We start from the raw sequence: 21,082 nt of genomic DNA, 5'->3' as shown, positions 1-21,082 counted from the left end.
GTCGCGCGACCGCCGATACCGCACGAGAAGGGACGCCACCGTTGACCGCATCGCCTCTGCTGTCCACCGACCCGTCCGTGGTGCTCTCGGGCGCCGGCGTGTTCGGCGACGCGCTCGCGGACCAGGCCGTACCTGTCGCCCAGGTGGACTTCCGGCCGCCGCTCGGCGCGGGAACGCTGGACGACGCGCTGGTCCGCGTGCTGGCCGATCCCCGGCGGGCGGCGGCCGACGCCGAAGCCGTCCGGCGGGTGCTCGCGATCCGCCCACAGCTCGTGGACGTGCGTCCGGCCCGGGAGGCGCTCGGCCTGGAGCCGGGAACCTTCCTGCACGCCGGGCCGCCCGTGACGTGGGACCGGGCGTCCGGGCCGCTGCGGGGCGCGCTCATGGGCGCGATGGTGTTCGAGGGGCTGGCGGCGACCCCGGAGGCCGCCGAGCGCGCGCTCGCGGACGGGACCGCGCCGTTCGAGCCGTGCCACCACCACGGTGCCGTCGGGCCGATGGCCGGGGTGGTCAGCCCGGACATGTGGGTGTTCGAGCTGGCCGACCCCGCGACCGGCCGCCGCGCGTGGTGCTCGCTGAACGAGGGTCTGGGCAAGGTACTGCGCTACGGCGCCTACGGACCGGAGGTGATCGAGCGGCTGCGCTGGATGTCGGCCGTGCTCGGCCCGCTGCTGCGCGACGCCGTGCGCGCGCATGGGCCGGTGGACGTCGGCGCGATCATCGCCCAGATGCTCCAGATGGGCGACGAGGGGCACAACCGCAACCGGTCCGGAACGCTGATGCTGCTGCGCGACCTGCTCCCGCACCTGGTGGCGAGCGCCGCGCCCTCGGCCGACATCGCCGACGCGGTGCGGTTCGTGGGCGGCAACGACCACTTCTTCCTCAACCTGGTCATGGCCGCGGGCAAGCTGATGATGGACGCCGGGCGGGGCGTCCCCGGCAGCGCCCTGGTGGTGGCGATGGCGCGCAACGGCACGGACTTCGGGATCCAGGTGTCAGGTACCGGGGACCGGTGGTTCACCGGCCCGGCGCGGGTGCCCGAAGGACTGTTCCTCGGCTCCTTCGGTCCCGGCGACGCCAACCCGGACATCGGGGACTCCGCCATCACGGAGACCTGCGGGATCGGCGGTTTCGCCATGGCGGCGGCCCCGGCGATCGTGCGGTTCGTCGGCGGCGACGTCGACTTCGCGCTGCGGACCTCGCGCCGGATGTACGAGATCACGCTCACGGAGAACCCGCAGTGGCAACTGCCGGTGCTGGATTTCCGGGGCACCCCGACCGGGATCGACGTGACCCGGGTGGTGCGGACCGGCGTCCTGCCGCAGATCAACACGGGCATGGCCGGCCGGGTCCCGGGCACCGGCCAGGTGGGGGCCGGGCTGGTGACGCCGCCCGCCGACTGCTTCACGGGGGCGCTGCTGGCGCTCGCGGAGCACGCTCCGGCGCTGCCCGGTCCGGTCTGAGACCGGCCCGCCGCCCGCCGGGGCCGTGCCTCTGCCACCCGGGCCGTGCGGAGCGGCGACATGCCGAAGCCTCGCGGTGTCTCGCGATCTTCGGCGTGAAGTCCGGCCCATACCAGCGCATCCGGTGGCGACCGCGTCGAGGGCACGCGGGCCGGCGAGTCGATCCTGGTGCGCGACGGTGAGCACCGCGACACCGGCCGCCTCGCCGTCCCGCCCGCCGAGTGGGCCGCGTTCCTGCGGACCGTCCGCCACGACCCCGCCATCTGACGCCGCCCACCAGCGGTTACCCGCAGCGCCCGGAACCACCCTCTACCATTGGAGTGATCCCATTCCGGCGTCTTGGCAAGGAGCCAGCCGAACCCATGTCCGATCAGCGCGTCACGCGTCCCACACCCATCAGCGGCTTCCCCGAGTGGTCGCCGGAGATCCGGTCCGTGGAGCTGCGCTGGCTCGACCATATCCGGGCCGGGTTCGAACGGTACGGGTTCGCCTCCGTCGAGACGCCCTCCGTCGAGGCGCTCGACGTCCTGATGGCCAAGGGGGAGACCTCGCAGGAGGTCTACACGCTGCACCGGCTGCAGGCGGACGCCGACGACGACAGTGACGCCCGGCTCGGGCTGCACTTCGACCTCACCGTTCCGTTCGCGCGTTACGTCGCCCAGCACTTCAACGAACTCGTCTTCCCGTTCAAGCGCTACCAGATCCAGCGCGTCTGGCGGGGCGAGCGCCCGCAGGAGGGGCGGTTCCGCGAGTTCACGCAGTGCGACATCGACGTCATCAACGTCGACCAGGTGCCCCTGCACTTCGACGCCGAACTGCCCCGCGTCGTGCACGAGGTGCTCTCGGGTCTGGACATCCCCGCCTGGACGCTGAACATCAACAACCGCAAGGTCCTGCAGGGCTGCTACGAGGGCCTGGGCATCGGCGATCCGGTCGCGGTGATCCGCGCCGTCGACAAGCTGCACAAGATCGGCGACGACGGCGTGCACGCCATCCTGCTCGGCGAGGTGGGGCTCTCCGAGGAGCAGGCCAAGGTCTGCCTGGACCTCGCGCACATCCGCGGGAGCGACACCTCCGTCGTGGACGAGATCGCCAAGCTCGGCGTTCGGTCCGAGCTGCTGAACGAGGGCCTGGACGAACTCGGTTTCGTTCTCGACTCGCTCGCCGACCTGCCCTCGGGCAGTGTCATGGCCGATCTGTCCGTCGCCCGCGGTCTGGACTACTACACCGGCACCGTCTACGAGGCCGCGTTCCGCGACGACCCCGGCTACGGCAGCATCTGCGCGGGCGGACGGTACGACAACCTGGCCGGCCAGTTCATCCGCCGCAGCCTGCCCGGTGTCGGCATCTCCATCGGCCTGACCCGCATCTTCGCCAAGCTGGTGGCCGAAGGCCGGATCACCGCCGGGCGGCACTGCCCGACCGACGTCCTGGTCGTGGTCCCGAGCGACGAGCGGCGTGGCGAGGCGCTGGCCACCGCCGCGCGGCTGCGCGAGGCGGGCCACAACACCGAGGTGTACCACCAGGCCGACAAGGTCGGGAAGCAGATCCGTTACGCGTCCCGCAAGGGCATCCCGTTCGTGTGGTTCCCGCCGTTCGAGGACGGCCGTCCGCACGAGGTCAAGGACCTCGCCACCGGCGAGCAGACCACGGCCGACCCGGCCGCCTGGCCGGCACGCCGGGGGTGACACGGAGGCGGGTCGCCCGCCGATGGGTGCCATCGGCGGGCGGTCTCGCTCTCATCCCGGGGCCATCGATCGATTCCACAGCGTCCGTATCCGGCCGTTACGGCGGTCCGATTCCGGCCCCTCGCGCGTCGGACGCGGAGCGAGGCACCCGGCGGGACGGGTGCCCGAGATCCAGGGCTCATCGATACCGCGCGTGGCGTCCCCTGATCCCTGCCCGCCCCAATGCTGCCTGAGATCGCCGTAGCCGGAGTTCCGTCCCGAAGGCAGACGGCGGTCGCCCGATGCGCGTGCGCGGCCCGGAGGCGTCCATCAGGAGACCGGCTGTTCCACCGGACGGCGCCGAACCGGTCCGGTCAGTGGGCGTTCCCGGGATCCGCACACCGAACGCGGCCACCGCACGGCCCGGATGGTGGCGACGCCGCCGGCCGTGCCGGCCCCGCGACCTGCGGTGCCCGGAACCGGCCACTTCGCAGACAGCCGCCCCGCCGGGTGAAACACTTGGTGAGGGGACTGTGACTCGCCGCACAGGGCAGCTCGCCGCCCCCGGGACGGTCGCTGTCAGTGAACGGGGTCATGTCGCTTCCTCGCCAGAACCCGCCCGCGTGGGCCGGAGCCTTCTTCGGGCGCGAACGAGACGTCGCCGACATCCGACGGCTGCTCCGCGACACCCGTCTGGTGACGCTCACCGGTATGGGCGGCGTCGGCAAGACCCGGCTGGCCGGCGAGGTCGCCGCGGAGGTGCCGCACCTCGACCTCTCCGACGGGGTCCACCTGGTGGACCTGTCCGGCGCCGACTCCACCGAGCGGGTGCTCGCCGCCGTGGCGCGGGCGCTCCCCCGGGACACTGGAGACGCCACCGGCTCCGCGGAGGTTCCCGGGGAGGCCGCGCTCTGCCGGCTGCTGGCCTCCCGGCGCACGCTGCTGATCCTCGACACCTGCGAGCGCGCGGTCGCCGCCGTGGCCCGGCTGTGCCGGCTGCTGCTCGCCCACTGCCCGGGCGTCCGGCTGCTCGCCACCAGCCGGGAACCGCTGCGCATCCCCGGCGAGACCATCTGGCGAGTGGCGCCGCTACCGGTGCCCGGGCCACCCGCCGACAACGGGCTGCCCGTCCCGGCCGCTCCCACCGCCGAGGAGGTGCTGCGCTACGCCTCGGCGCGGCTCTTCGTCGACCGCGCCCGCGCCGCGCGGGACGGGTTCGAGATGACGGACCGCACCGCCGGAACCGTCGCCGAGATCTGCCGCGCGCTGGACGGCCTGCCGCTCGCGATCGAACTCGCCGCCGCGCGAGTGCGGGTGCTCTCGGTCGAGCAGGTACGGAACCGCCTGGACGTCCCCTCCCGGCTGCTGGTGACGCACGACCGCGACCTGCCGGAGCGGCACCGCACCCTGGACGCCGCGGTGGAGTGGAGTTACGCGCCCCTGTCCCCGCCCGAGCGGTTACTGCTGCGGCGGCTGTCGCTGTTCCGCGGCTGGCCGCTCGACCTCGCCGAGGAGGTGTGCGCCTACGACGGCCTCACCGAGGACCAGATCCTCGACCTGCACGCCGCCCTGCTGGACAGGTCGCTGATCGTCTTCGATCGCGAGGTCGACGGCCTCGCCCGCTACCGGCTGCCGGACCCCGTCCGCCGCTACGCGGCCGCGCGGCTGCGCGAGCACGGTGAGGACGCCGCGCTGCGCGAGCAGTTCCTCCGGCTGTGCGCCGCCCGGTTTGAGGACGACGCGCGGCGGGTCGCCGGGCGGCTCACCTGGACGGAGCGGCTCAGGATGCTCCGGCTCGGCGACCGCGCGCACGCCGACATCGCCGAGACGCTCGGGTGGGCGGCGCGGCACGGCCGCGCGCCCGACGCGCTGCGGCTCTGCCTCGCGATGGGCGGCTACTGGCGGGTGCGCGGCAAGTCCGTGGAGGCCAGCGCGCTGCTCCGCCGGCTGCTGGCCCGCGCGGATTCGGGTACTCCCCCGCTGCTGCGTGCGCGGGCGCTCGCGCTGTACGCGGCGCTGTGCGCGGACGTCCACGGGGTCGAATCCGCCGAACGTGCGGCGCGCGAGGCGCTGAGCCTGGCCCGCCGGATTCCGGCCGACCGGCTGGAGTCGACGGCGCTGCTGGCGCTGGCCCGGCTCGCCCCGCATCTCGACGACGTCGCCGCCGGCCGCCGGCACGCCCGCGAGGCCGCCGACATCGCCCGCGCCGAGGGCGACTCGGAGACGGAGGCCGAGGCGCGCTACGTCCAGGGGCTGCTGGCCCGCCGCGAAGGCGACGACACCGCGGCGCGCACCGCGTTCCACGGCGCGCGGGCGGTTGCCGAGTTCCGCGGCGACGCGTGGACGGGGGCGCGCTGCCGCACCGACCTGGGGCTGCTCGACACCCGCAGCGGGGCGCTGGACAGCGCTCGGGCGCATCTCACCGCGGCCGCCGCGGTGTTCACGGCCGCCGAGTCCCAGGCCGACCGTGCCCGGTGCGCCGTGGGCCTGGGGCGGGTCGCGATCGCCGCCGGGGACTCCGACGACGCCCGCCACCATCTGGCCGCGGCGGTCCGGCTGGGCGTGGCGTCAGGCCGGCGCACCGCGGTCGCCTGCGCGCTGGAGGCGGTGGCCGAACTGGCGATCGCCGAGGAGCAGGACGAGCGCGCGGTCGTTCTCGCGGGAGCGGCGGCGACGCTTCGGGCGGAGCTGGGCCACGCCGAGCGGCACGCCCGGCGGCTGCGCGACCGGGCGGCCGGGCGGCTCGGCACGGCGAAGACCGACGCGGCCTGGCGGCGCGGCCGGGTGCTGCCGCTGGCCGACGCGGTCGCCGAAGCGCTCGTCTTTCCCGCTCCCGGCCCGTCACCGACCGTGCTGACCCCCCGTGAGCGGGAGATCTCCGGGCTCGTCGGCGCGGGCCTGTCCAACCGGGAGATCGGCGAGCGTCTGGGGATCAGCCAGGCGACCGCGGCGCGTCACATCGCCAACATTTTCGGCAAACTCGATTTCTCGGCGCGCACCCAACTCGCCGAATGGGCGTCGCGGCTGGATTCTCCCAGGAGCGGATCGGGGCGAGACCGGGCCATTCCCCCAGTTCGCCCCGGGGTTTCCCGGGAAAACCCTGGGGATTCCGGCGTACCGGTTGCGCGGGGCTGCGGCACCGATTAAGAACAGCTCTAATGCGGCAGCAGCGCTTTTCTCCCGCAGTCCCTCCTCCGCTGTCATCAGCGCCGCTCTCGCTCTGGGCAAGGCGAGGGCGACCCCCGACTGCCTACTCGCGTGATGGCCATGGCACTTCACACCGCGCCGGCGCGGCAGAACCTCCCCCTCGAACCCAACAACTTCGTCGGCCGCGAACGCGATCTCAGCGACCTGCTGCGACTCCTCCAGGCTAACCGGATGGTGACGCTCTGCGGGGTGGGCGGAATCGGCAAGACCCGGCTGGCGCTGCGCGTGGCCGCGCACGCCTCCGGCGTGTTCGCCGACGGCGTGTGGCTGGTGGAGCTGGCCGACGCCCGCACCCGCAGAGGCATCGTCGCGCGCACGGCCGCCGTGCTGGGGGTGGCCGAGGAGAGCGACCGCGAGCTGGTGGACACGCTGCACGACGCGCTGCGCCGCCGCCACCTGCTGCTGGTGCTGGACAACTGCGAGCACGTGATCGACGAGGTCGCCGCGCTGGCCCGGACGCTGGTGGACCGCTGCCCGTCGGTCACTCTGCTGCTGACCAGCCGGGAGCCGGCCCGCATCGGCGGCGAGGTCGTGTGGCGGGTGCCGCCGCTGGCCGTGCCGCCACCGGACGAGGACGACGATCCCGGTGGGTCCGAGGCGGTCCGGCTGTTCGTCGAGCGGGCGCACGCCGCGGTGCCGCACCAGCGGCTCTCCCCTGATCAGCTCCGCACCGTCGCCGAGATCTGCCGTCGGCTGGACGGCATCCCGCTGGGCATCGAACTGGCCGCCGCCCGGGTACGGCTGCTGTCGCTCGCCCAGATCGCCGACCGCCTGGACGACCGCTTCCGCCTGCTGACGGACGGCGGGCGCGGCGCGCCGGCCCGCCAGCGCACGCTGCGGGCGGTGATCGACTGGAGCCACGATCTGCTCTGCGAGACCGAGCGGGTGCTGTTCCGCCGGCTGTCGGTCTTCACCAGCTGGCATCTGGAACTCGCGGAGCGGGTCTGCGCCGACGCGCTGCTCCCGGAGGGCGAGATCCTGGACGCCATCGCCTCCCTGGTGGACCGGTCGCTGGTCGTCGTCATCGGGGAGTATCAGGGGCGGGTGCGCTACCGGCTGCTCGACACGATCCGGCAGTACGCCGCCGAGCGGCTGGCGGAGGCCGGGGAGCGGCCGGTGGTGGAGGCGCGGCTGCGCGACCAGATGCTCGCGCTCGCCGAGGAGCTGGCCGCCAACGCCGTGCGGGGGCACGGCATCGCCTGGCCGGACCGGTTCGAGGTGTGGTACCGGGTGCTCGCCGAGTACGAGAACGTGCGCGTGGTCCTCGCCCAGTGCGCCGAGCAGAACGACGTCGAGTCGGGGCTGCGGCTGTGCGTGTCCATGCGCCCGTTCTGGATGGCGTCCGGGTACTTCTCGGAGGGAGCCTCCTGGTCGGACCTGTTCCTGTCCGCCGAGTGCGGCGGCGACGCGCTGCGCGGCCAGGCCATGGTGCGCCGCGCGGAGCTGGCCTGGGACCAGCGCGACCACCGGCACGCCGCGGAGATCGGCGAGCGCGGGCTGCGGCTCTGCCGGGCGGCCGGCGACACCGCGTCGGTGGCGCTCGCCCTCAACATCCTCGCCATGGTCGACCTTCGGGCCGGCGCACGCGAGCGCGCCGCCACCCGGCTCGCCGAGGTGCTGGAGCTCACCCGCGCGGTCGGCGATCCGTGGAACGAGGGCATCGCCCGGGGCACGCTCGGCGCCCTGGCCGCGCAGCGCGGCGACCTGGCGGCGGCGAGCGCGCACTACGACGCGGCGCTGGTGATCCTGCGCGGGATCGACCATCGGTGGGGCGTCGGCCGGACGCTGATCGGGCAGGGGATGGTCGCCGAGACGCAGGGCGACCTGTTCGGCGCCGACCGCTGCTACCGGGAGGCGCTCGACATCCAGCGCGGCATCGGCGCCACGCCGGAACTGGCCCGCTGCCTGGCCGGCGTGGGCCGGATCGCCGCCCGGCAGGGCGCCACGGCCCAGGCGTACGACTACCTGAGCGAGAGTCTGCTGCTCAGTCACGGCACCGGCCAGCGCCTGGGCGTGGCGCGGGGGCTGTCCGCCATCGCACGGATCGCCGCCCCGGAGGGGGTGGTGGAGGAGGCGTGCCTGCTGGCCGGCGCCGCCGCCGCCATCCGGGAGCGCGCCGGCGCGCCCGGTCCCGCCCTGCCGTGGCCGGAGGAGGACGCCCCCGCGGGGGTCGATCCCGAGACGGTGTCGGCGTGGCTGGCGGACGGGCGTGGACTGGACCTGGACGCGGCCGTTTCGCTGGCCCTGCGCGTCACGGAGTCGCGGCAGCGCCCGCGCACGCGTCCGGCGGCAGGGCGGCCCCCCGGTGGCGCACGGCCGGTGCTGACGCCGCGGGAGCAGGAGATCGCGCTGCTCATCGGCGAGCGCATGAGCAACCGCCTGATCGCCGAGCGGCTGTTCATCAGCCCGACCACCGTCGCCCGGCACATCGCCAACATTCACACCAAACTCGGCTTCAATTCCCGGACCCAGATCGCCGCGTGGGTGCGGGACCAGAAGGGCGGTCACGGCCCGAACGGCCGGAGCAGCCACCCGGACCCGGCCGTCCCCTCCTGATGATTCCGGCGCCGCCCACGGAGCGGTAGCCGAATTTCCGAATTTCCGGAATTACAGGGACCGACCTACATATGCGCGCGCAGCGAAAACTACATATGCAGATGCACACCTGAATGCATGTGCAAACGCGCGGGAAAACGTTACTGTCATGGTCATGAGCCGGGCATGGAAATGCACCACCCATCGGATGCACCTTCCGGGTCCGGCCGTCGCGCCGTACCGGCGCGACAGTTCAGGACGCCACGCGGCGCGGCAGACCGGCCGGCCCCCGGCCCGATCCACGGGCGCGGAGGCATGGGAGAGCGGACGGCGGTCGCGGCGCTCGGGCGTCCCGAAGTCCGGGCCGCCCGGGGTGCGCTGGAGGAGGAGCACCCCGGGCGGCACGGCGGACCCGGGCTCGCCACGTGGAGGGGGCGTGACGAGCCCGGTCAACGGCCAACCCCGCCAGCCAACGGACCTGGAGGGACACATGATGGTTAACGGGTTACCGGAACTGGCTCGTCTGGACCGGCTGGGGCCCGGCTGCTGCCCGCCGCGGGGGCCGTCCCCCGCCGGGTCGATCACCGGCGGGCTGCTGCCCCGCCTGCGGCGGTGCGGCTTCCGGTCCCAGGTGGTCGACACGCACGGGGGCCGGGTCGATGCCGTGGAGTTCGCCGACGTCGTCCACCGCGCGGCCGCGGGGCTCTGCAGACGCGGCGTCTGGCCGGACGACGTGGTGGCGGTTCTCGCACCGGTCGGGCCGGAGCGGCTGATCGCGGTGTACACCGCCATGGCCATAGGCGGCGTCGCACTGCCGCTGGACCTCGGGTCCGACCTGGACACGCTGGCCGACGTCCTCGCCAGGACCGACGCCCGGCTGATCCTGGTCGCCGCCCCGCTGGCGGGAGTGGCGCTCGAATTGGCCGAGCGCTCGCGGATCCGGCAGATCATCGCGTTCGGCGACGTGCCGGGGACCACGCCGTTCCGGGAACTGCTCCGGCCGCCCGAGGACGGCAGCTCCTACGATCCCGAGCACGGGCTGTTCGACAGCGGTGTCCTCAGCTACGCCGTCCCGCACGGCGGTCTGGTCACCACGGTGCACTCCCACGTCGAACTGCTCGGCGCCTTCCACCGGCTCCAGGAACGGCTGGCGATCACGGCGTCCGACGTCGTGCTCGTGGAGCCCGGGATGGGCGAGCCCGACCGGGTGGTTCTCGCGGCCGTGGCGTTGTGGAACGGCGCGACGCTGGTCACCACCCGCCTGGAGGAGGGGAGCGCCGTGGCGCGGGCCGCCGCGGCCTTCGGCGTCACCGTGCGGGGCGGGCCGACGCCCCGGCGGATCGCCGGGCCGCTCGGCTCGGAGAACTAGCGGCTCCGGTCCGCACCGCGCTGCACCCGCGACGTGTCCGTCGCGTCGCTGTCCGCTTCCCCCCGGCCCGCCCGGCTCCGGCGCCCTGATGTGCCCCCATCCAGGTCGCCGGGGCGGGCGTGCCCCTGCTCAGGCCGCCGGCCGGGCCGCGGCGACCGTCCCGCGGCGGTCCGCCGGTGGCCTGAGCACCTTCGCAGCACCGCGCGCCGGGCGCGGACTCAGGAGAGGTCGATCTCGAACCAGGACACGTGGGTGGCGTCGGTCCAGTACTCCCCGCTGCGCGACGTGCAGTTCTGGATGATCAGCTTGCCCCGGCCGTAGTCGGCGTCGTCCTCGCGCAGCCGACGGCCGCCGGTCTGGGCGGCGTTCTTCTCGCCCTGGTCGGCCACCGCGATCCGCACGAAGTTCGGCTCGATCCGGATGAAGAGCGTCATGACCCCGCCGACCTGACCGGAACGGGAATGCAGCAGGGCGTTCGTCGCGAGTTCGCTCACGGCGAGTTCGGCGTCGTCGAGCACCTCGGGGCCCGGGCGCTCGGAGCGCTCCAGGAACTCGCGGACCCGGGCGCGGATGGATCGCACCGCCGTCAGGTTTCCGATGCAACTCCACACGGTGTGGTCGGTCGTGACACCCGCCAACTCGCCGGTGTCCAGGTCGGGCGCGTCCAGGGGGGCGGCAGCGGCGCGTTCCTGGAGTCGCTGCGAATCGGTCATCCCCGTGTCACTCCCATCACACCCGACCACCACCTTGCCCGCGCTTTGCATGTGCTTCACCCTCGGCCGGTTCCGGCCCTCACCTTAGACAAGGCTTGTCATGCACAGCACAACACACCCACGGCTTCGGTATCTCGTGTACCCCACAAAACCCGGACCCGTGTCGCTTCGCGATATGACAAAGGAAACCGTTACCGAACCAGTGAACAACCCGTGACCTGCGCGTTCAGAAAAGCGGCGGTCAACCATCCGGGTCGCGGCCGGTTCCGGCCCCCGGAGACCTCCCGGACACGCGTCCCACGGGTCGCCGCACCGATCTCGCGAAATACCGGACACCACGCGGGAACGTGAACGATAATCGTTCCCATGTTCGAGGCGGCGGAGCCGGGCACCCGGCCGCCGCCCTGCGACCACCATCCACCGCGGAAGGACTGTCCGTGAAGATCGCATTCGTCGGCAAGGGCGGCAGCGGGAAGACCACGCTATCGGCCCTGTTCGCCCGTTACCTCGCCGGCCTCGGCCTGCCGGTGACCGCCATCGACGCCGACATCAACCAGCACCTGGGCACCGCGCTCGGCGTACGCCCGGCCGAGCTGGCCGGGATCCCCGCTCTGGGTGCGCATCTGGCCGAGATCAAGGAACTGCTGCGCGGTGACAACCCGCGCATCGCCTCCCCCGAACAGATGACGAAGACCACACCGCCCGGCCGGGGATCCCGGCTGCTCGATCTGTCCCCCGGCAATCCCGTCCACCGGCGGTTCGCCCACCGGGTGGCCGGGGTCGAGCTCATGCTCACCGGCCCGTTCAGCGAGGACGACCTGGGGGTGGCGTGCTACCACTCCAAGGTCGGCGCGGTGGAGCTGTACCTGAACCATCTGGTCGACGGGCCTGGGGAGTACGTCGTGGTGGACATGACGGCCGGCGCCGACTCGTTCGCGTCCGGGCTGTTCACCCGGTTCGACCTCACGTTCCTGGTCGCCGAGCCCACTCTGCGCGGGGTCGGCGTGTACCGGCAGTACGTCGACTACGCCCGTGACCACGACGTGCGGGTCGCGGTGGTCGGCAACAAGGTGCAGGGGCCGGAGGACGAGGAGTTCCTGCGCGAGCACGTCGGCGATGCGCTGGCCGTGTGCCTGGGACAGTCGGCCTTCGTGCGCGCCATGGAGAAGGGCCGCCATCTCGACCTCGCGGAGCTGGAGGACGGTAACGTCAAGGCGCTGGCCTGGATGCGGGACGCCGTCGACGGTGTGGCCAAGGATTGGCCGAAGTTCACCCGGCAGACCGTTGAGTTCCATCTCCGCAACGCCCGCGCGTGGGCCAACAGCGCGGCGGGCGCCGACCTGACCACGCAGGTCGACCCCGACTTCGTCATGGGCCCGGAAGCCCTGGCCGCCCAGCGCGCCGCGGACTGAGCCGCCGGTTCCGCCGATCGCGCAGCGCCGGCCCCGGTCGAGACGCCCCCATGGGCGCCGGCCGGGGCCGCGGCGTTCTCCGCGGGGTGGGACGGCGGTGGGGCCTCCCCGCCGGAATTCGGCCGAGCCCCGGCTGGGTAGCCGCCGCCCGAAAAGCGGCGCGAGCCGCGGCCCGGCCCCAGATGTCCGCCGACGGACCGGGACATTCACGACGTCCGCCCGCCGCCGCGCAGATCATGCCCCGCACGTGGCATAACCCGGCACGTCCACGGGGTACGGGCCTGGATACGACGGGCATCTTCCGCCCCGGCCGCGCCGAATATCAAAGAGAACCACGACCGCGACATCCCTTAAGAGAAACACCTTTCTACCCTCTCTTCCCGTTTTCGGTTGCCCTTTTGTCGGGAATGACGATGTCCGGTCCCACCATGCACCGCCCGCTCATCCCGAACGCGATCATCCCTCGCGGCACGGAAAGCACGGAAACCCACGGAAAATGCGGCTAGATGGCTACTCACATCGTTCCTGGCCGGCCAAGAGCGTCATCGGCCGGCTCAGTGAACTCCAACGCCGTGACCTGCTCGCCCTGGGGTCCCGCCGCGAGTTCGCGGCCGGCCGGGTCCTGATCCAGCAGGGCGACTCCGGCACGCACGTGTTCGTGCTGGTCGACGGGCATGTCAAGGTGGTGCACGAGTCCGACAGCGGCCGGACGATCCTGCTCGCGGTCCGCTCCCGCGGCGACCTCGTCGGCGAACTCGCCGGGCTGGACGACAGCACCCGCATGGCGCGGGTCGTCGCGGTGGGCGCCATCGCCGCCCGGCTGCTCGGTTTCGAGGAGTTCACCGGCTTCCTGCGGCGGCACCCGGCGGCCTACCGGGTGATCAGCGGGTCGGTGGCCGCGAAACTCCGCTCGGCCACCGACAAGATCGTCGACTTCAGCAGCCTGGAGGTCCCGGCGCGGGTGGCCCGCGCATTACTGCGCATCCTGGCCGACCACGGCAGCCCCGTGGACGGCGGCATGTCGATCGGCATTCCGCTCACCCAGCCCGAACTGGCCGCCATCGTGGGCGCCTCGGAACCGGCGGTCCACAAGGCACTCGCCGAATTACGCAAGCACGACGTCATCAGCGTCGGCTACCGGAACTACGTGGTGCGCGATCTGCCCGGCCTGCGAAGGTTCGCCGAACTTCCCCCGGAATTACCGCCAAGCCCGTAGCAATACGGGATCTTGCCCACCGATTCCCGCAACGGTGGACGGCAGGACCTTCGCCGGCCCGACCACTCCCCACAGAAAGGCGATCCGAATGGACTACCCCACCCCCGCCATTCGCCGCATGTGCCTCGCCGTGGACGCCGAGTCCTACAGCCACCGCGGTCACCGCGGCCAGAGCGAGGCTCAGGAGTGGCTGGTGCGGATCATGGACATGGTCTGCGACAACGCCGGGCTGGACCGCTCGTGCTGGGACGTGCAGCCGCAGGGCGACGGCGAACTCGCGCTGCTGCAGCCCGGCATCGAGGAGGCGCGCGTGATCGCCTACTTCACCCACGAACTCGCCATGGCGCTGTACCACCACAACGCCGACCTGGCCGCCGACGCCCGGCTCCGGCTGCGCGTGGCGTTCGACCAGGGCAACGTCTCCCTCGGCGCCAACGGCTACGTGGGCGCCGCGGTCATCTCGGTGTGCCGGTTGCGCGACTCGCTGCCGGCGCGGCGGGCGCTGCGCGACAACCCCGACGTCGACTTCGCCCTCGTGGTCTCCGACTCCATATACAGCGACGTCGTCGGGCAGGGCGACTACGACCTGTACAGCAGGGAGTTCACCCCGGTCGAGATCGACGAGGAGGACAAGCACTTCCGGGCGCGCGCCTGGGTGCACGTCCCGACCACCCGCCCCAGAAGCCGGGCGCCGCAACCCGTGGCGGAGCCGGTGCCGCCCGAACCCCGCTGGGCGCCGCAGGTGCTGCACAGCGGGCCGCACGCCAACGTCCGGTACAACTACGGCACGGTCACCGTGAACGGGGTCGGCGGCGGGGCCGCCGACTCCACCGCCCGTCCGTACGACTTCCCCGATCTCCGCAGGGGCGCCGGAGACCGGTGAGGAGCCGCGCAGCGGCCACAAAATCGGGAGTGTGACCGGTCGTTCTGGCGATCGACACCGGGCACGCTCCTCCGCCCCGGCACCGCGGCACGGTCGGGCGCCGGGCGGAACCGGGGTGGCGTGCCGTGGGACGGACGCGACACGCCGCCCTGGGCGGATGGACGGGCTCGGCCGCGGCCGGCCCGTCCGGTTCCGGGCTAGAACAGCACCGACATCACGGCGTCGACCTCGCGGAAGCCCACCCGGCGGTAGGCGGCGCGGGCCGGCGTGTTGTAGTCGTTGACGTAGAGCGTCACCCGCGGCGCGAAATCGGCGCGGGCCGCCGCCACCACGGCCGCCACACCGGGCACCGAATGACCGCGGCCGCGCAGCTCCGGGTGTACCCAGACCCCCTGCACCTGGCAGACCTCGGGGGTGGCCGCGCCGATCTCCGCCTTGAAGACCACCCGGCCGTCCTCGATGCGGGCGAAGGCGCGCCCCATCCGCACCAGTTCCTCGACCCGGGCGCGGTACAGCGCTCCTCCGTCGCCGCCGTCCGGTGGGATGCCCACCTCCTCGGTGAACATCGCGACGCAGGCGGGCAGCAGGATGCCGAGCTCGCGCATGGTCACCCGGCGCACCAGAGGGTCCGGCTCGACCAGCGGCGGCCCGGACAGCTCCAGCACCGGCTGGCGGGCACGGATCGCCCTGGCCGGCCCCCAGTGCGGGCCCAGCCGCCGCCACAGGTCCGTGACGGCCGGGATCGGCCCCACGATGGAGGAGCAGCGCCGCCCCTGCCAGCGCGCGTGCTCGGCGAAGTGCCGGATCGCCTCGGGACCTGCGTTCACCGGGACGAGGTTGGCGCCGGCGTAGCAGAGCGCGGTGATGGCGCCGTTCTCGACGTAACCCCACACCTCGGCGCCGAGTTGATGAGGGTCGAGCCCGACGGCGCGCAGCCGCGAACTCACGAAGACGTTGCCGACCGGGTCGGCATCCAGCAGCGCGTGCACCTCGCGCTCGTCGCGGTCGCGCAGTACGCGGACCGATGAGGTCCGGAGCATCCGCATCACCTCACCTGACCCCTGCCGAGGCCGGCTCGGGAATCCAGCGGCCCATGAGCGACATCGTATCCAGCCGCCGCCGCGAACGCCCACGTTCCCACCGTTTCACCGCCGATCGTCCGGTACTTCCCTACCCACGTCGGCCCCGGGTCACGGCCGAACCGGAATCGGCACCCGGAAGGGATCGGCCGCGGCCTGTGCGGTACGCGGAGTCGGTTCGGGGCGCGGGGCGCAGCTGAGGTCGGCGGCGTCGGTGCCGGGGGCGGCGACCGCCTCGGGCAGCGTGCCGTCCCGCAGGTACCGGAGCACGGCCTCGTCCACGCAGGAGTTGCCGCTCAGCGCCACGCCGTGGCTGACCCCGCCGTCCTCGACGACGAGCCGCGCCCCGGGGAAGCGCTGCCGCATGGCGTACGCGCCGGCGATCGGGGTCGGGCCATCGTCGGACGCGTGGACGAGCAGTGCTCCGCCGGTCCGGGAACCGTCGACCTGGAACCACCGGCCGCTCTGTGCCGGCCAATACATGCACGGGGCGTTGTACCAGATGTTGTTCCAGCCCTGGAACGGCGCCTGCGCGTGCACCGCGCGCCCGTCGCGGCGCCACACCGCCGGATCGCGCGGCCACGCGGAGTCGGTGCACTGGGTCGCCAGGTACGCGCCGTGGGCCGGGTCGGTGGTGGCGCTTTCGCCGTGGTCGGCGCCCGCCTTCACCAGCGCGCCGGGGTCCTTCCCGGTGGCGTAGCCGGCCAGCGCGGCGGCCAGCACCGGCCAGTAGGCGCTGTGGTAGGCGACCAGCACGAAGGTGCTCTCCAGCTCGGTGGGGCCGAACCGGTCCTGCAGCGGATTCGCGGCGAGTTCGGCGCGCACGTCGTAGTAGCGGCGCCGTACCTGGTCCACGGTGCCGCCCAGCCGGTACACGTCGTCGTGCTCGGCGACCCAGGCGAAGAAGTTGTCCGCCGCGGCGTCCAGCGCCCTGCTCTGCGCGAGGTTGGCCGTGTACCACGGGGTGCCGGGGTCGACGTTGCTGTCCAGCACCAGGCGGTCCACCCGCTGCGGGAACAGCGTGGCGTACACGCCGCCGAGGTAGCTGCCGTAGGAGTAGCCGAGGTAGGAGATCCGCTCGACCCCGAGGGCGGCCCGGACGGCGTCCATGTCGCGGGCGGAGTCGACGGTGCGCATGTGGTCCAGCAGCTCGCCGCTGTTGCGCCGGCAGGCTCGGGCGTAGGACGCGGCGCGGTCCAGCAGCACACGCTCTTCCGCCCGGTCGCCCGGGACGGTGTCGGGCCGGACGGGGGCGAAGTACGCGGGATCGCAGGCGATCGCGGGCGTGCTCGCGCCGGTGCCGCGGGGGTCGAATCCGACGACGTCGTACCGGTCGCGCAGGTCGTCGGGCAGCCGGCCCGCCGTGACGGCGGCCCAGTCCCGGCCGGGGCTGCCCGGCCCGCCGGGGTTGACCAGGAGGACACCGGTGCGCTCCGCGCGGGCCGGCACGCGGGAGAGCGCGAGCCGCACGGTCTCCCCGGTCCCGCCCGGCGCGCGGTCCAGCGGGACCTCCAGCGTGGCACACTCCAGCCGTTGCCCCTCCTGCGGTTGCAGGTCGGTGCAGGTCTGCCACGCGAGCCTGCCCAGCGCCGCCGCCGGAGCCGCCGCGGCGGGCGCACCCGGTGCCAGCGCGGCCAGCAGCGTCCCCGCCACGACGGCCGCTACCGCCCCGAACCCGTGTCGTCGCACCCCGACCACCCCTCACCCCGCACACCATGACCACTCTGCGCGACATCATAGGTTCTCTGCGTAATCGAACCCGGGAGCGGGAGACGGCATGGCGGGCCGGTGGTGACCGGTCACCTTCCGGGAACGGAGGCGGCCACGACCGCACCGGAACGCGCACATGGTGTATCGCGGGTGTAGCCGGCGCCCGTTCCGGGCCGGAGCAGCCGCCTCCGGCGGGGCCGCCGGCCGTGCCGCCGGATCCGCGAGCCGCGCGATCCGCCCCGGCGCTCCGCGCCGGGATAGGGGACCCACGGTAGGGGACCCAGACCGGCCCGGGTTTCCCGCCGGATTTGGGTCTCGTCACGAGGCTGACGGTTCGCTACGTTCGGTCCCGCCGAATCCCCCGAATCGTGAGGAACGAGCATATGCAGCTTCCCACAGTCCGTGCAGCGACCCGGTCGCTCGGCGCGCTGGTCGGCACCGCGGCCCTCGTGGCGGTCCTGATGCCCAGCGGCGCGGCGAACGCGGCGGTCGGCACCGAGGCCACCCTGGCGGCGCTCAACCTGCGGACCCCGTTCGACTGCAACCAGGTGTGGAACGCCAACACGCGCACCAACCACAACCCGCAGAACTCGGTCGACTTCCAGCGCCTCAGCGGCGACGCGCTGAACAAGAACGTGCGCGCCAGCGCGCCCGGCACGGTCACCACCGTCCGCAACCTGGGCAACGAGAGCTACGGGCGCTACATCGTCATCGACCACGGCGGCGGCATCACGACCCTGTATGCGCACCTGAACTCGTTCAACGTGTCGGTCGGCCAGCGGGTCAGCACCGGCACCATCATCGGCAAGGTCGGCAGCAGCGGCGGCTCCACCGGACCGCACCTGCACTACGAGCAGCGCTCGGGTGGTTCCCCCGTGCGGGTGGTGCTGAACGGTGTGGCGATCCGGTACTTCGGCAACACCACCATCACCAGCAGCACCGGCTGCTGACCCGCCCCCGAACACACGAGGGCGGGCGCGCCACCCGGCGCGCCCGCCCGTACGTGTGTCGCCGGCCTCCGCGGGCCGGTACCGCTAACCGGCCACCGAGACCGACGGCTCACCGGACTCGACCCCGGCGTCCTTCATGTCCTCGGCCAGCCGCAGGGCCTCCTCGATGAGGGTCTCCACGATCTTGGACTCCGGCACCGTCTTGATGACCTCGCCCTTGACGAAGATCTGGCCCTTGCCGTTGCCGGAGGCCACGCCCAGGTCGGCGTCGCGCGCCTCACCGGGGCCGTTCACCACGCACCCCATGACGGCGACCCGCAGCGGGACGTCCATGCCCTCCAGCCCGGCGGTGACCTCCTCGGCGAGCGTGTAGACGTCCACCTGGGCCCGGCCGCAGCTCGGGCACGAGACGATCTCCAGGCCGCGCTCCCGCAGCCCCAGGGATTCCAGGATCTGGATGCCGACCTTGACCTCCTCCGCCGGCGGGGCCGACAGCGAGACCCGGATGGTGTCGCCGATGCCCTCGGCCAGCAGCGCCCCGAACGCCACCGAGGACTTCACGGTGCCCTGGAACGCCGGCCCGGCCTCGGTCACGCCGAGGTGCAGCGGGTAGTCGCACTTCTCCGAGAGCAGGCGGTAGGCCTGGATCATCACGACAGGGTCGTGGTGCTTCACCGAGATCTTGATGTCGCGGAACCCGTGCTCCTCGAACAGCGAGCACTCCCAGAGCGCCGACTCCACCAGGGCCTCAGGGGTGGCCCGCCCGTACTTCTCCATCAGCCGCTTGTCCAGCGACCCGGCGTTGACGCCGATCCGGATCGGGATGCCGGCGTTGGCCGCCTCCTTGGCGATCTCGCCGACCTTGTCGTCGAACTTCTTGATGTTGCCCGGGTTGACCCGCACCGCCGCGCAACCGGCGTCGATCGCCGCGAACACGTACTTGGGCTGGAAGTGGATGTCGGCGATCACCGGGATCTGCGACTTCTTCGCGATGATCGGGAGCGCCTCGGCGTCGTCGGCGCTGGGCACCGCGACGCGCACGATCTGGCAGCCGGAGGCGGTGAGCTGCGCGATCTGCTGCAGTGTCGCGTTGATGTCCGCGGTCACGGTGGTCGTCATCGACTGCACGGACACGGGGGCGTCCCCGCCGACGGGAACGTTGCCGACCATGATCTGCCGCGTTTTGCGCCGGGGCGCGAGGGGGCGCGGGCGGGGCGCGGGCATTCCAAGATCGACGCTCACTCGGTCTCACCTCACCGGCCGCCGGGGCGACCGGCGGCGTGTTCTGGATGTCGGGAACTCGGGCGCCGCCGCGCTGCGCACGCGCCGCCACACCGCGGAACGCGGGACTGGCCCTCGGCGTTCCGTACCCTGCCAGGCTACCGGCATCGGCCCGCCCGCCGTGCCGCCAGGTACGCGGCGGCCCCGCGCCCGGACGCCGGGACACGGGGCCGCGAGCGGCCGGCGGCTACTGCACCAGCCGGACCGGGTTCACGATGTCGGCGACCAGCAGCATCAGGCTGAAGCACAGGAAGCAGGCGACCACCACGTAGGCCACCGGCATGAGCTGTGCCACGTCGAACGGCCCGGGGTCGGGGCGCTTGGTGAGCCGGGCCCAGCCGCGCCGGATCCACTCCCAGACCGCCCCGAGAATGTGCCCGCCGTCCAGCGGCAGCAGCGGGACCATGTTGAAGGCGAACAGGAAGAGGTTGACGCTGGCCAGCATGTTGAGCATGACCACGGTGCGGTCGAGCACCGGGATCGGCTGGGACAGGATCTCGCCGCCGATGCGGGAGGCACCGACGATGCCCACCGGGGAGTCCGGCTGGCGCTCCTCGCCCAGGAACGCGGCGCGGAACACGTCGGGCACCTTGGCGGGCAGCGTCACGATCGCCCGGCCGACGTCCATCACGGTGCCGCCGAGGTACTGCGCGGTCTCGCCGACGCCGAGCGACTGACGCTCCTGCGCGGCGACGATGCCCAGGAAGCCGGCGGAGACGGTCTCGGGGACCTGCCGCCCCTCCTCGTCGAGGACCGGCTCGCCGTCGGCGTCGCGCTGGATGACCGGGTTGCCGTCGGCGTCGCGGGCGACGACCTGGTTCTCGATCAGCTCGACGTCCAGGGTGAGCGTCCGCCCATCCCGCTCCACCGTGAAGGTGGCGGGGCCGATGGTCTCACGGATCGCGGTGTTGACGGCGTTCCAGTCGGGCGTCTCCTCGCCGTTGATCGCCACGATGCGGTCGCCGGGGCGCATGCCCGCGGCGGCGGCCGGGGTGGGCTCGGCGCCCTCCGGGCACGTGGTGCTGGACGCGGCGGCCGGGACCACGCACTCGGTGACCTCGCCGATGGTGGTGGTGGGGCGGGGCAGCCCGATGCCCATGAGCACGATGCAGAAGAGGATCACCGCGAGGATGAGGTTCATCACCGGGCCGGCGGCCATGACGATGATCCGCTTCCACGGTGCCCGCTGGTAGAACTGGCGGTCCTCGTCACCCGGTTCGAGCTCCACATAGGACGCCTCACGGGCGTCCTCGATCATGGCGCGCCACCGCGACATCGGTCTGCCGGAGACCTCTTCGCCCTCGGGCCGCTCGCGCGCGGGCGGGATCATCCCGACCATGCGCACGTAACCGCCGAGCGGCACCAGCTTGATGCCGTACTCGGTGTCGCCGCGCTTCGTCGACCAGAGGGTCTTGCCGAAGCCCACCATGAACTGGGTGCAGCGGATGCCGAACATCTTGGCGGTGGCCATGTGCCCGAGCTCGTGCCAGGCGATGGAGAGGAGCAGGCCGATGGCGAAGAGGATGATCCCGAGCGTGGTCAGTAACGCGACCATGTAGGTCCCCCAAGCGTCTGTCTGGAAGGTCTCGCGACGGGC

At 72.9% G+C, this 21,082-nt stretch carries 14 protein-coding genes and 1 pseudogene; 10 read left to right on the top strand and 5 right to left on the bottom strand.

From position 1 onward, the window contains the following. Nucleotides 1-41: 41 nt before the first annotated feature. The 6 genes and pseudogenes from ACFQRF_RS17320 to ACFQRF_RS17295 all read left to right on the top strand — a co-directional run bounded on the left by ACFQRF_RS17320 (nt 42) and on the right by ACFQRF_RS17295 (nt 10,241). Nucleotides 42-1,463 (top strand): YlbE family protein, encoded by a 1,422-nt coding sequence (locus tag ACFQRF_RS17320; protein ID WP_379872147.1) that lies wholly within the window; start codon nt 42-44, stop codon nt 1,461-1,463. Nucleotides 1,464-1,589: 126 nt separating this feature from the next. After that, nucleotides 1,590-1,730, top strand: a pseudogene (locus ACFQRF_RS17315) (DUF397 domain-containing protein); the annotation flags it as partial. A 95-nt stretch (nt 1,731-1,825) separates the two neighbouring features. Then, entirely contained in the window at nt 1,826-3,151 is a 1,326-nt protein-coding gene (gene hisS, locus ACFQRF_RS17310; RefSeq protein ID WP_379872146.1) for a histidine--tRNA ligase, read from the top strand. A gap of 573 nt (nt 3,152-3,724) precedes the next feature. Further along, on the top strand, nt 3,725-6,277 hold the full coding sequence (locus ACFQRF_RS17305) for a helix-turn-helix transcriptional regulator (protein ID WP_379872145.1): 2,553 nt from the start codon (nt 3,725-3,727) through the stop codon (nt 6,275-6,277). Between the two features lie 120 nt (nt 6,278-6,397). Then, nucleotides 6,398-8,893 carry a LuxR C-terminal-related transcriptional regulator gene (locus ACFQRF_RS17300; RefSeq protein ID WP_379872144.1) on the top strand — a complete coding sequence of 832 codons (2,496 nt, stop codon included), beginning with the start codon at nt 6,398-6,400 and terminating at the stop codon, nt 8,891-8,893. A gap of 469 nt (nt 8,894-9,362) precedes the next feature. Continuing rightward, the gene (locus ACFQRF_RS17295) at nt 9,363-10,241 is read left to right on the top strand and encodes an AMP-binding protein (RefSeq protein ID WP_379872143.1); all 879 of its coding nucleotides are present in this window, start codon (nt 9,363-9,365) and stop codon (nt 10,239-10,241) included. A gap of 218 nt (nt 10,242-10,459) precedes the next feature. On the opposite strand, the gene ACFQRF_RS17290 is transcribed toward ACFQRF_RS17295, so the two are convergent. Next, nucleotides 10,460-10,954, bottom strand: a complete 495-nt coding sequence (locus tag ACFQRF_RS17290; protein ID WP_379872142.1) for an ATP-binding protein — start codon at nt 10,952-10,954, stop codon at nt 10,460-10,462. Nucleotides 10,955-11,391: 437 nt separating this feature from the next. On the opposite strand from ACFQRF_RS17290, the gene ACFQRF_RS17285 reads away from it, so the two are divergent. From ACFQRF_RS17285 to ACFQRF_RS17275, 3 genes are all read left to right on the top strand, one after another. Then, nucleotides 11,392-12,366 (top strand): ATP-binding protein, encoded by a 975-nt coding sequence (locus ACFQRF_RS17285; protein WP_379872141.1) that lies wholly within the window; start codon nt 11,392-11,394, stop codon nt 12,364-12,366. A gap of 496 nt (nt 12,367-12,862) precedes the next feature. Then, entirely contained in the window at nt 12,863-13,582 is a 720-nt protein-coding gene (locus ACFQRF_RS17280; RefSeq protein ID WP_379872140.1) for a Crp/Fnr family transcriptional regulator, read from the top strand. An 88-nt stretch (nt 13,583-13,670) separates the two neighbouring features. Beyond that, nucleotides 13,671-14,465: a hypothetical protein gene (locus ACFQRF_RS17275; protein WP_379872139.1), complete on the top strand. Its 795-nt coding sequence runs from the start codon at nt 13,671-13,673 to the stop codon at nt 14,463-14,465. A 197-nt stretch (nt 14,466-14,662) separates the two neighbouring features. Here ACFQRF_RS17275 and ACFQRF_RS17270 read toward each other — a convergent pair whose 3' ends face one another. Both ACFQRF_RS17270 and ACFQRF_RS17265 read right to left on the bottom strand, forming a co-directional pair. Continuing rightward, nucleotides 14,663-15,505, bottom strand: coding sequence for a GNAT family N-acetyltransferase (locus ACFQRF_RS17270; protein WP_379872138.1), 843 nt, complete (start codon nt 15,503-15,505; stop codon nt 14,663-14,665). A 150-nt stretch (nt 15,506-15,655) separates the two neighbouring features. Then, nucleotides 15,656-17,233, bottom strand: a complete 1,578-nt coding sequence (locus ACFQRF_RS17265; RefSeq protein WP_379872137.1) for an alpha/beta fold hydrolase — start codon at nt 17,231-17,233, stop codon at nt 15,656-15,658. Between the two features lie 404 nt (nt 17,234-17,637). On the opposite strand from ACFQRF_RS17265, the gene ACFQRF_RS17260 reads away from it, so the two are divergent. Next, on the top strand, nt 17,638-18,204 hold the full coding sequence (locus ACFQRF_RS17260; protein ID WP_379872136.1) for a M23 family metallopeptidase: 567 nt from the start codon (nt 17,638-17,640) through the stop codon (nt 18,202-18,204). Nucleotides 18,205-18,288: 84 nt separating this feature from the next. Here the strand turns inward: ACFQRF_RS17260 and ispG are convergent, their stop codons facing one another. Continuing rightward, nucleotides 18,289-19,446 (bottom strand): flavodoxin-dependent (E)-4-hydroxy-3-methylbut-2-enyl-diphosphate synthase, encoded by a 1,158-nt coding sequence (gene ispG, locus ACFQRF_RS17255; RefSeq protein ID WP_379872135.1) that lies wholly within the window; start codon nt 19,444-19,446, stop codon nt 18,289-18,291. Nucleotides 19,447-19,672: 226 nt separating this feature from the next. Beyond that, a complete protein-coding gene (locus ACFQRF_RS17250) occupies nt 19,673-21,040 on the bottom strand; it encodes a M50 family metallopeptidase (RefSeq protein ID WP_379872134.1) in 1,368 nt (455 codons plus the stop codon). Between the last annotated feature and the right edge of the window lie 42 nt (nt 21,041-21,082).

Origin of the sequence: Marinactinospora rubrisoli (assembly GCF_042664915.1) — a bacterium.
GTDB classification, from domain to species: Bacteria; Actinomycetota; Actinomycetes; order Streptosporangiales; family Streptosporangiaceae; genus Marinitenerispora; species Marinitenerispora rubrisoli.
Note: the sequence above shows the minus strand (reverse complement) of the source record. Positions and strands in the feature narration are given on the sequence as shown.

Coding starts and splice junctions, on each gene's coding strand:
- ACFQRF_RS17270 (WP_379872138.1), bottom strand. CDS start 15,505: ATGCTCCGGACCTCATCGGTCCGCGTACTGCGCGACCGCGACGAGCGC.
- ACFQRF_RS17250 (WP_379872134.1), bottom strand. CDS start 21,040: ATGGTCGCGTTACTGACCACGCTCGGGATCATCCTCTTCGCCATCGGC.
- ACFQRF_RS17295 (WP_379872143.1), top strand. CDS start 9,363: ATGATGGTTAACGGGTTACCGGAACTGGCTCGTCTGGACCGGCTGGGG.
- ACFQRF_RS17280 (WP_379872140.1), top strand. CDS start 12,863: ATGCGGCTAGATGGCTACTCACATCGTTCCTGGCCGGCCAAGAGCGTC.
- hisS (WP_379872146.1), top strand. CDS start 1,826: ATGTCCGATCAGCGCGTCACGCGTCCCACACCCATCAGCGGCTTCCCC.
- ACFQRF_RS17290 (WP_379872142.1), bottom strand. CDS start 10,954: ATGACCGATTCGCAGCGACTCCAGGAACGCGCCGCTGCCGCCCCCCTG.
- ACFQRF_RS17275 (WP_379872139.1), top strand. CDS start 13,671: ATGGACTACCCCACCCCCGCCATTCGCCGCATGTGCCTCGCCGTGGAC.
- ACFQRF_RS17305 (WP_379872145.1), top strand. CDS start 3,725: ATGTCGCTTCCTCGCCAGAACCCGCCCGCGTGGGCCGGAGCCTTCTTC.
- ACFQRF_RS17300 (WP_379872144.1), top strand. CDS start 6,398: ATGGCACTTCACACCGCGCCGGCGCGGCAGAACCTCCCCCTCGAACCC.
- ACFQRF_RS17260 (WP_379872136.1), top strand. CDS start 17,638: ATGCAGCTTCCCACAGTCCGTGCAGCGACCCGGTCGCTCGGCGCGCTG.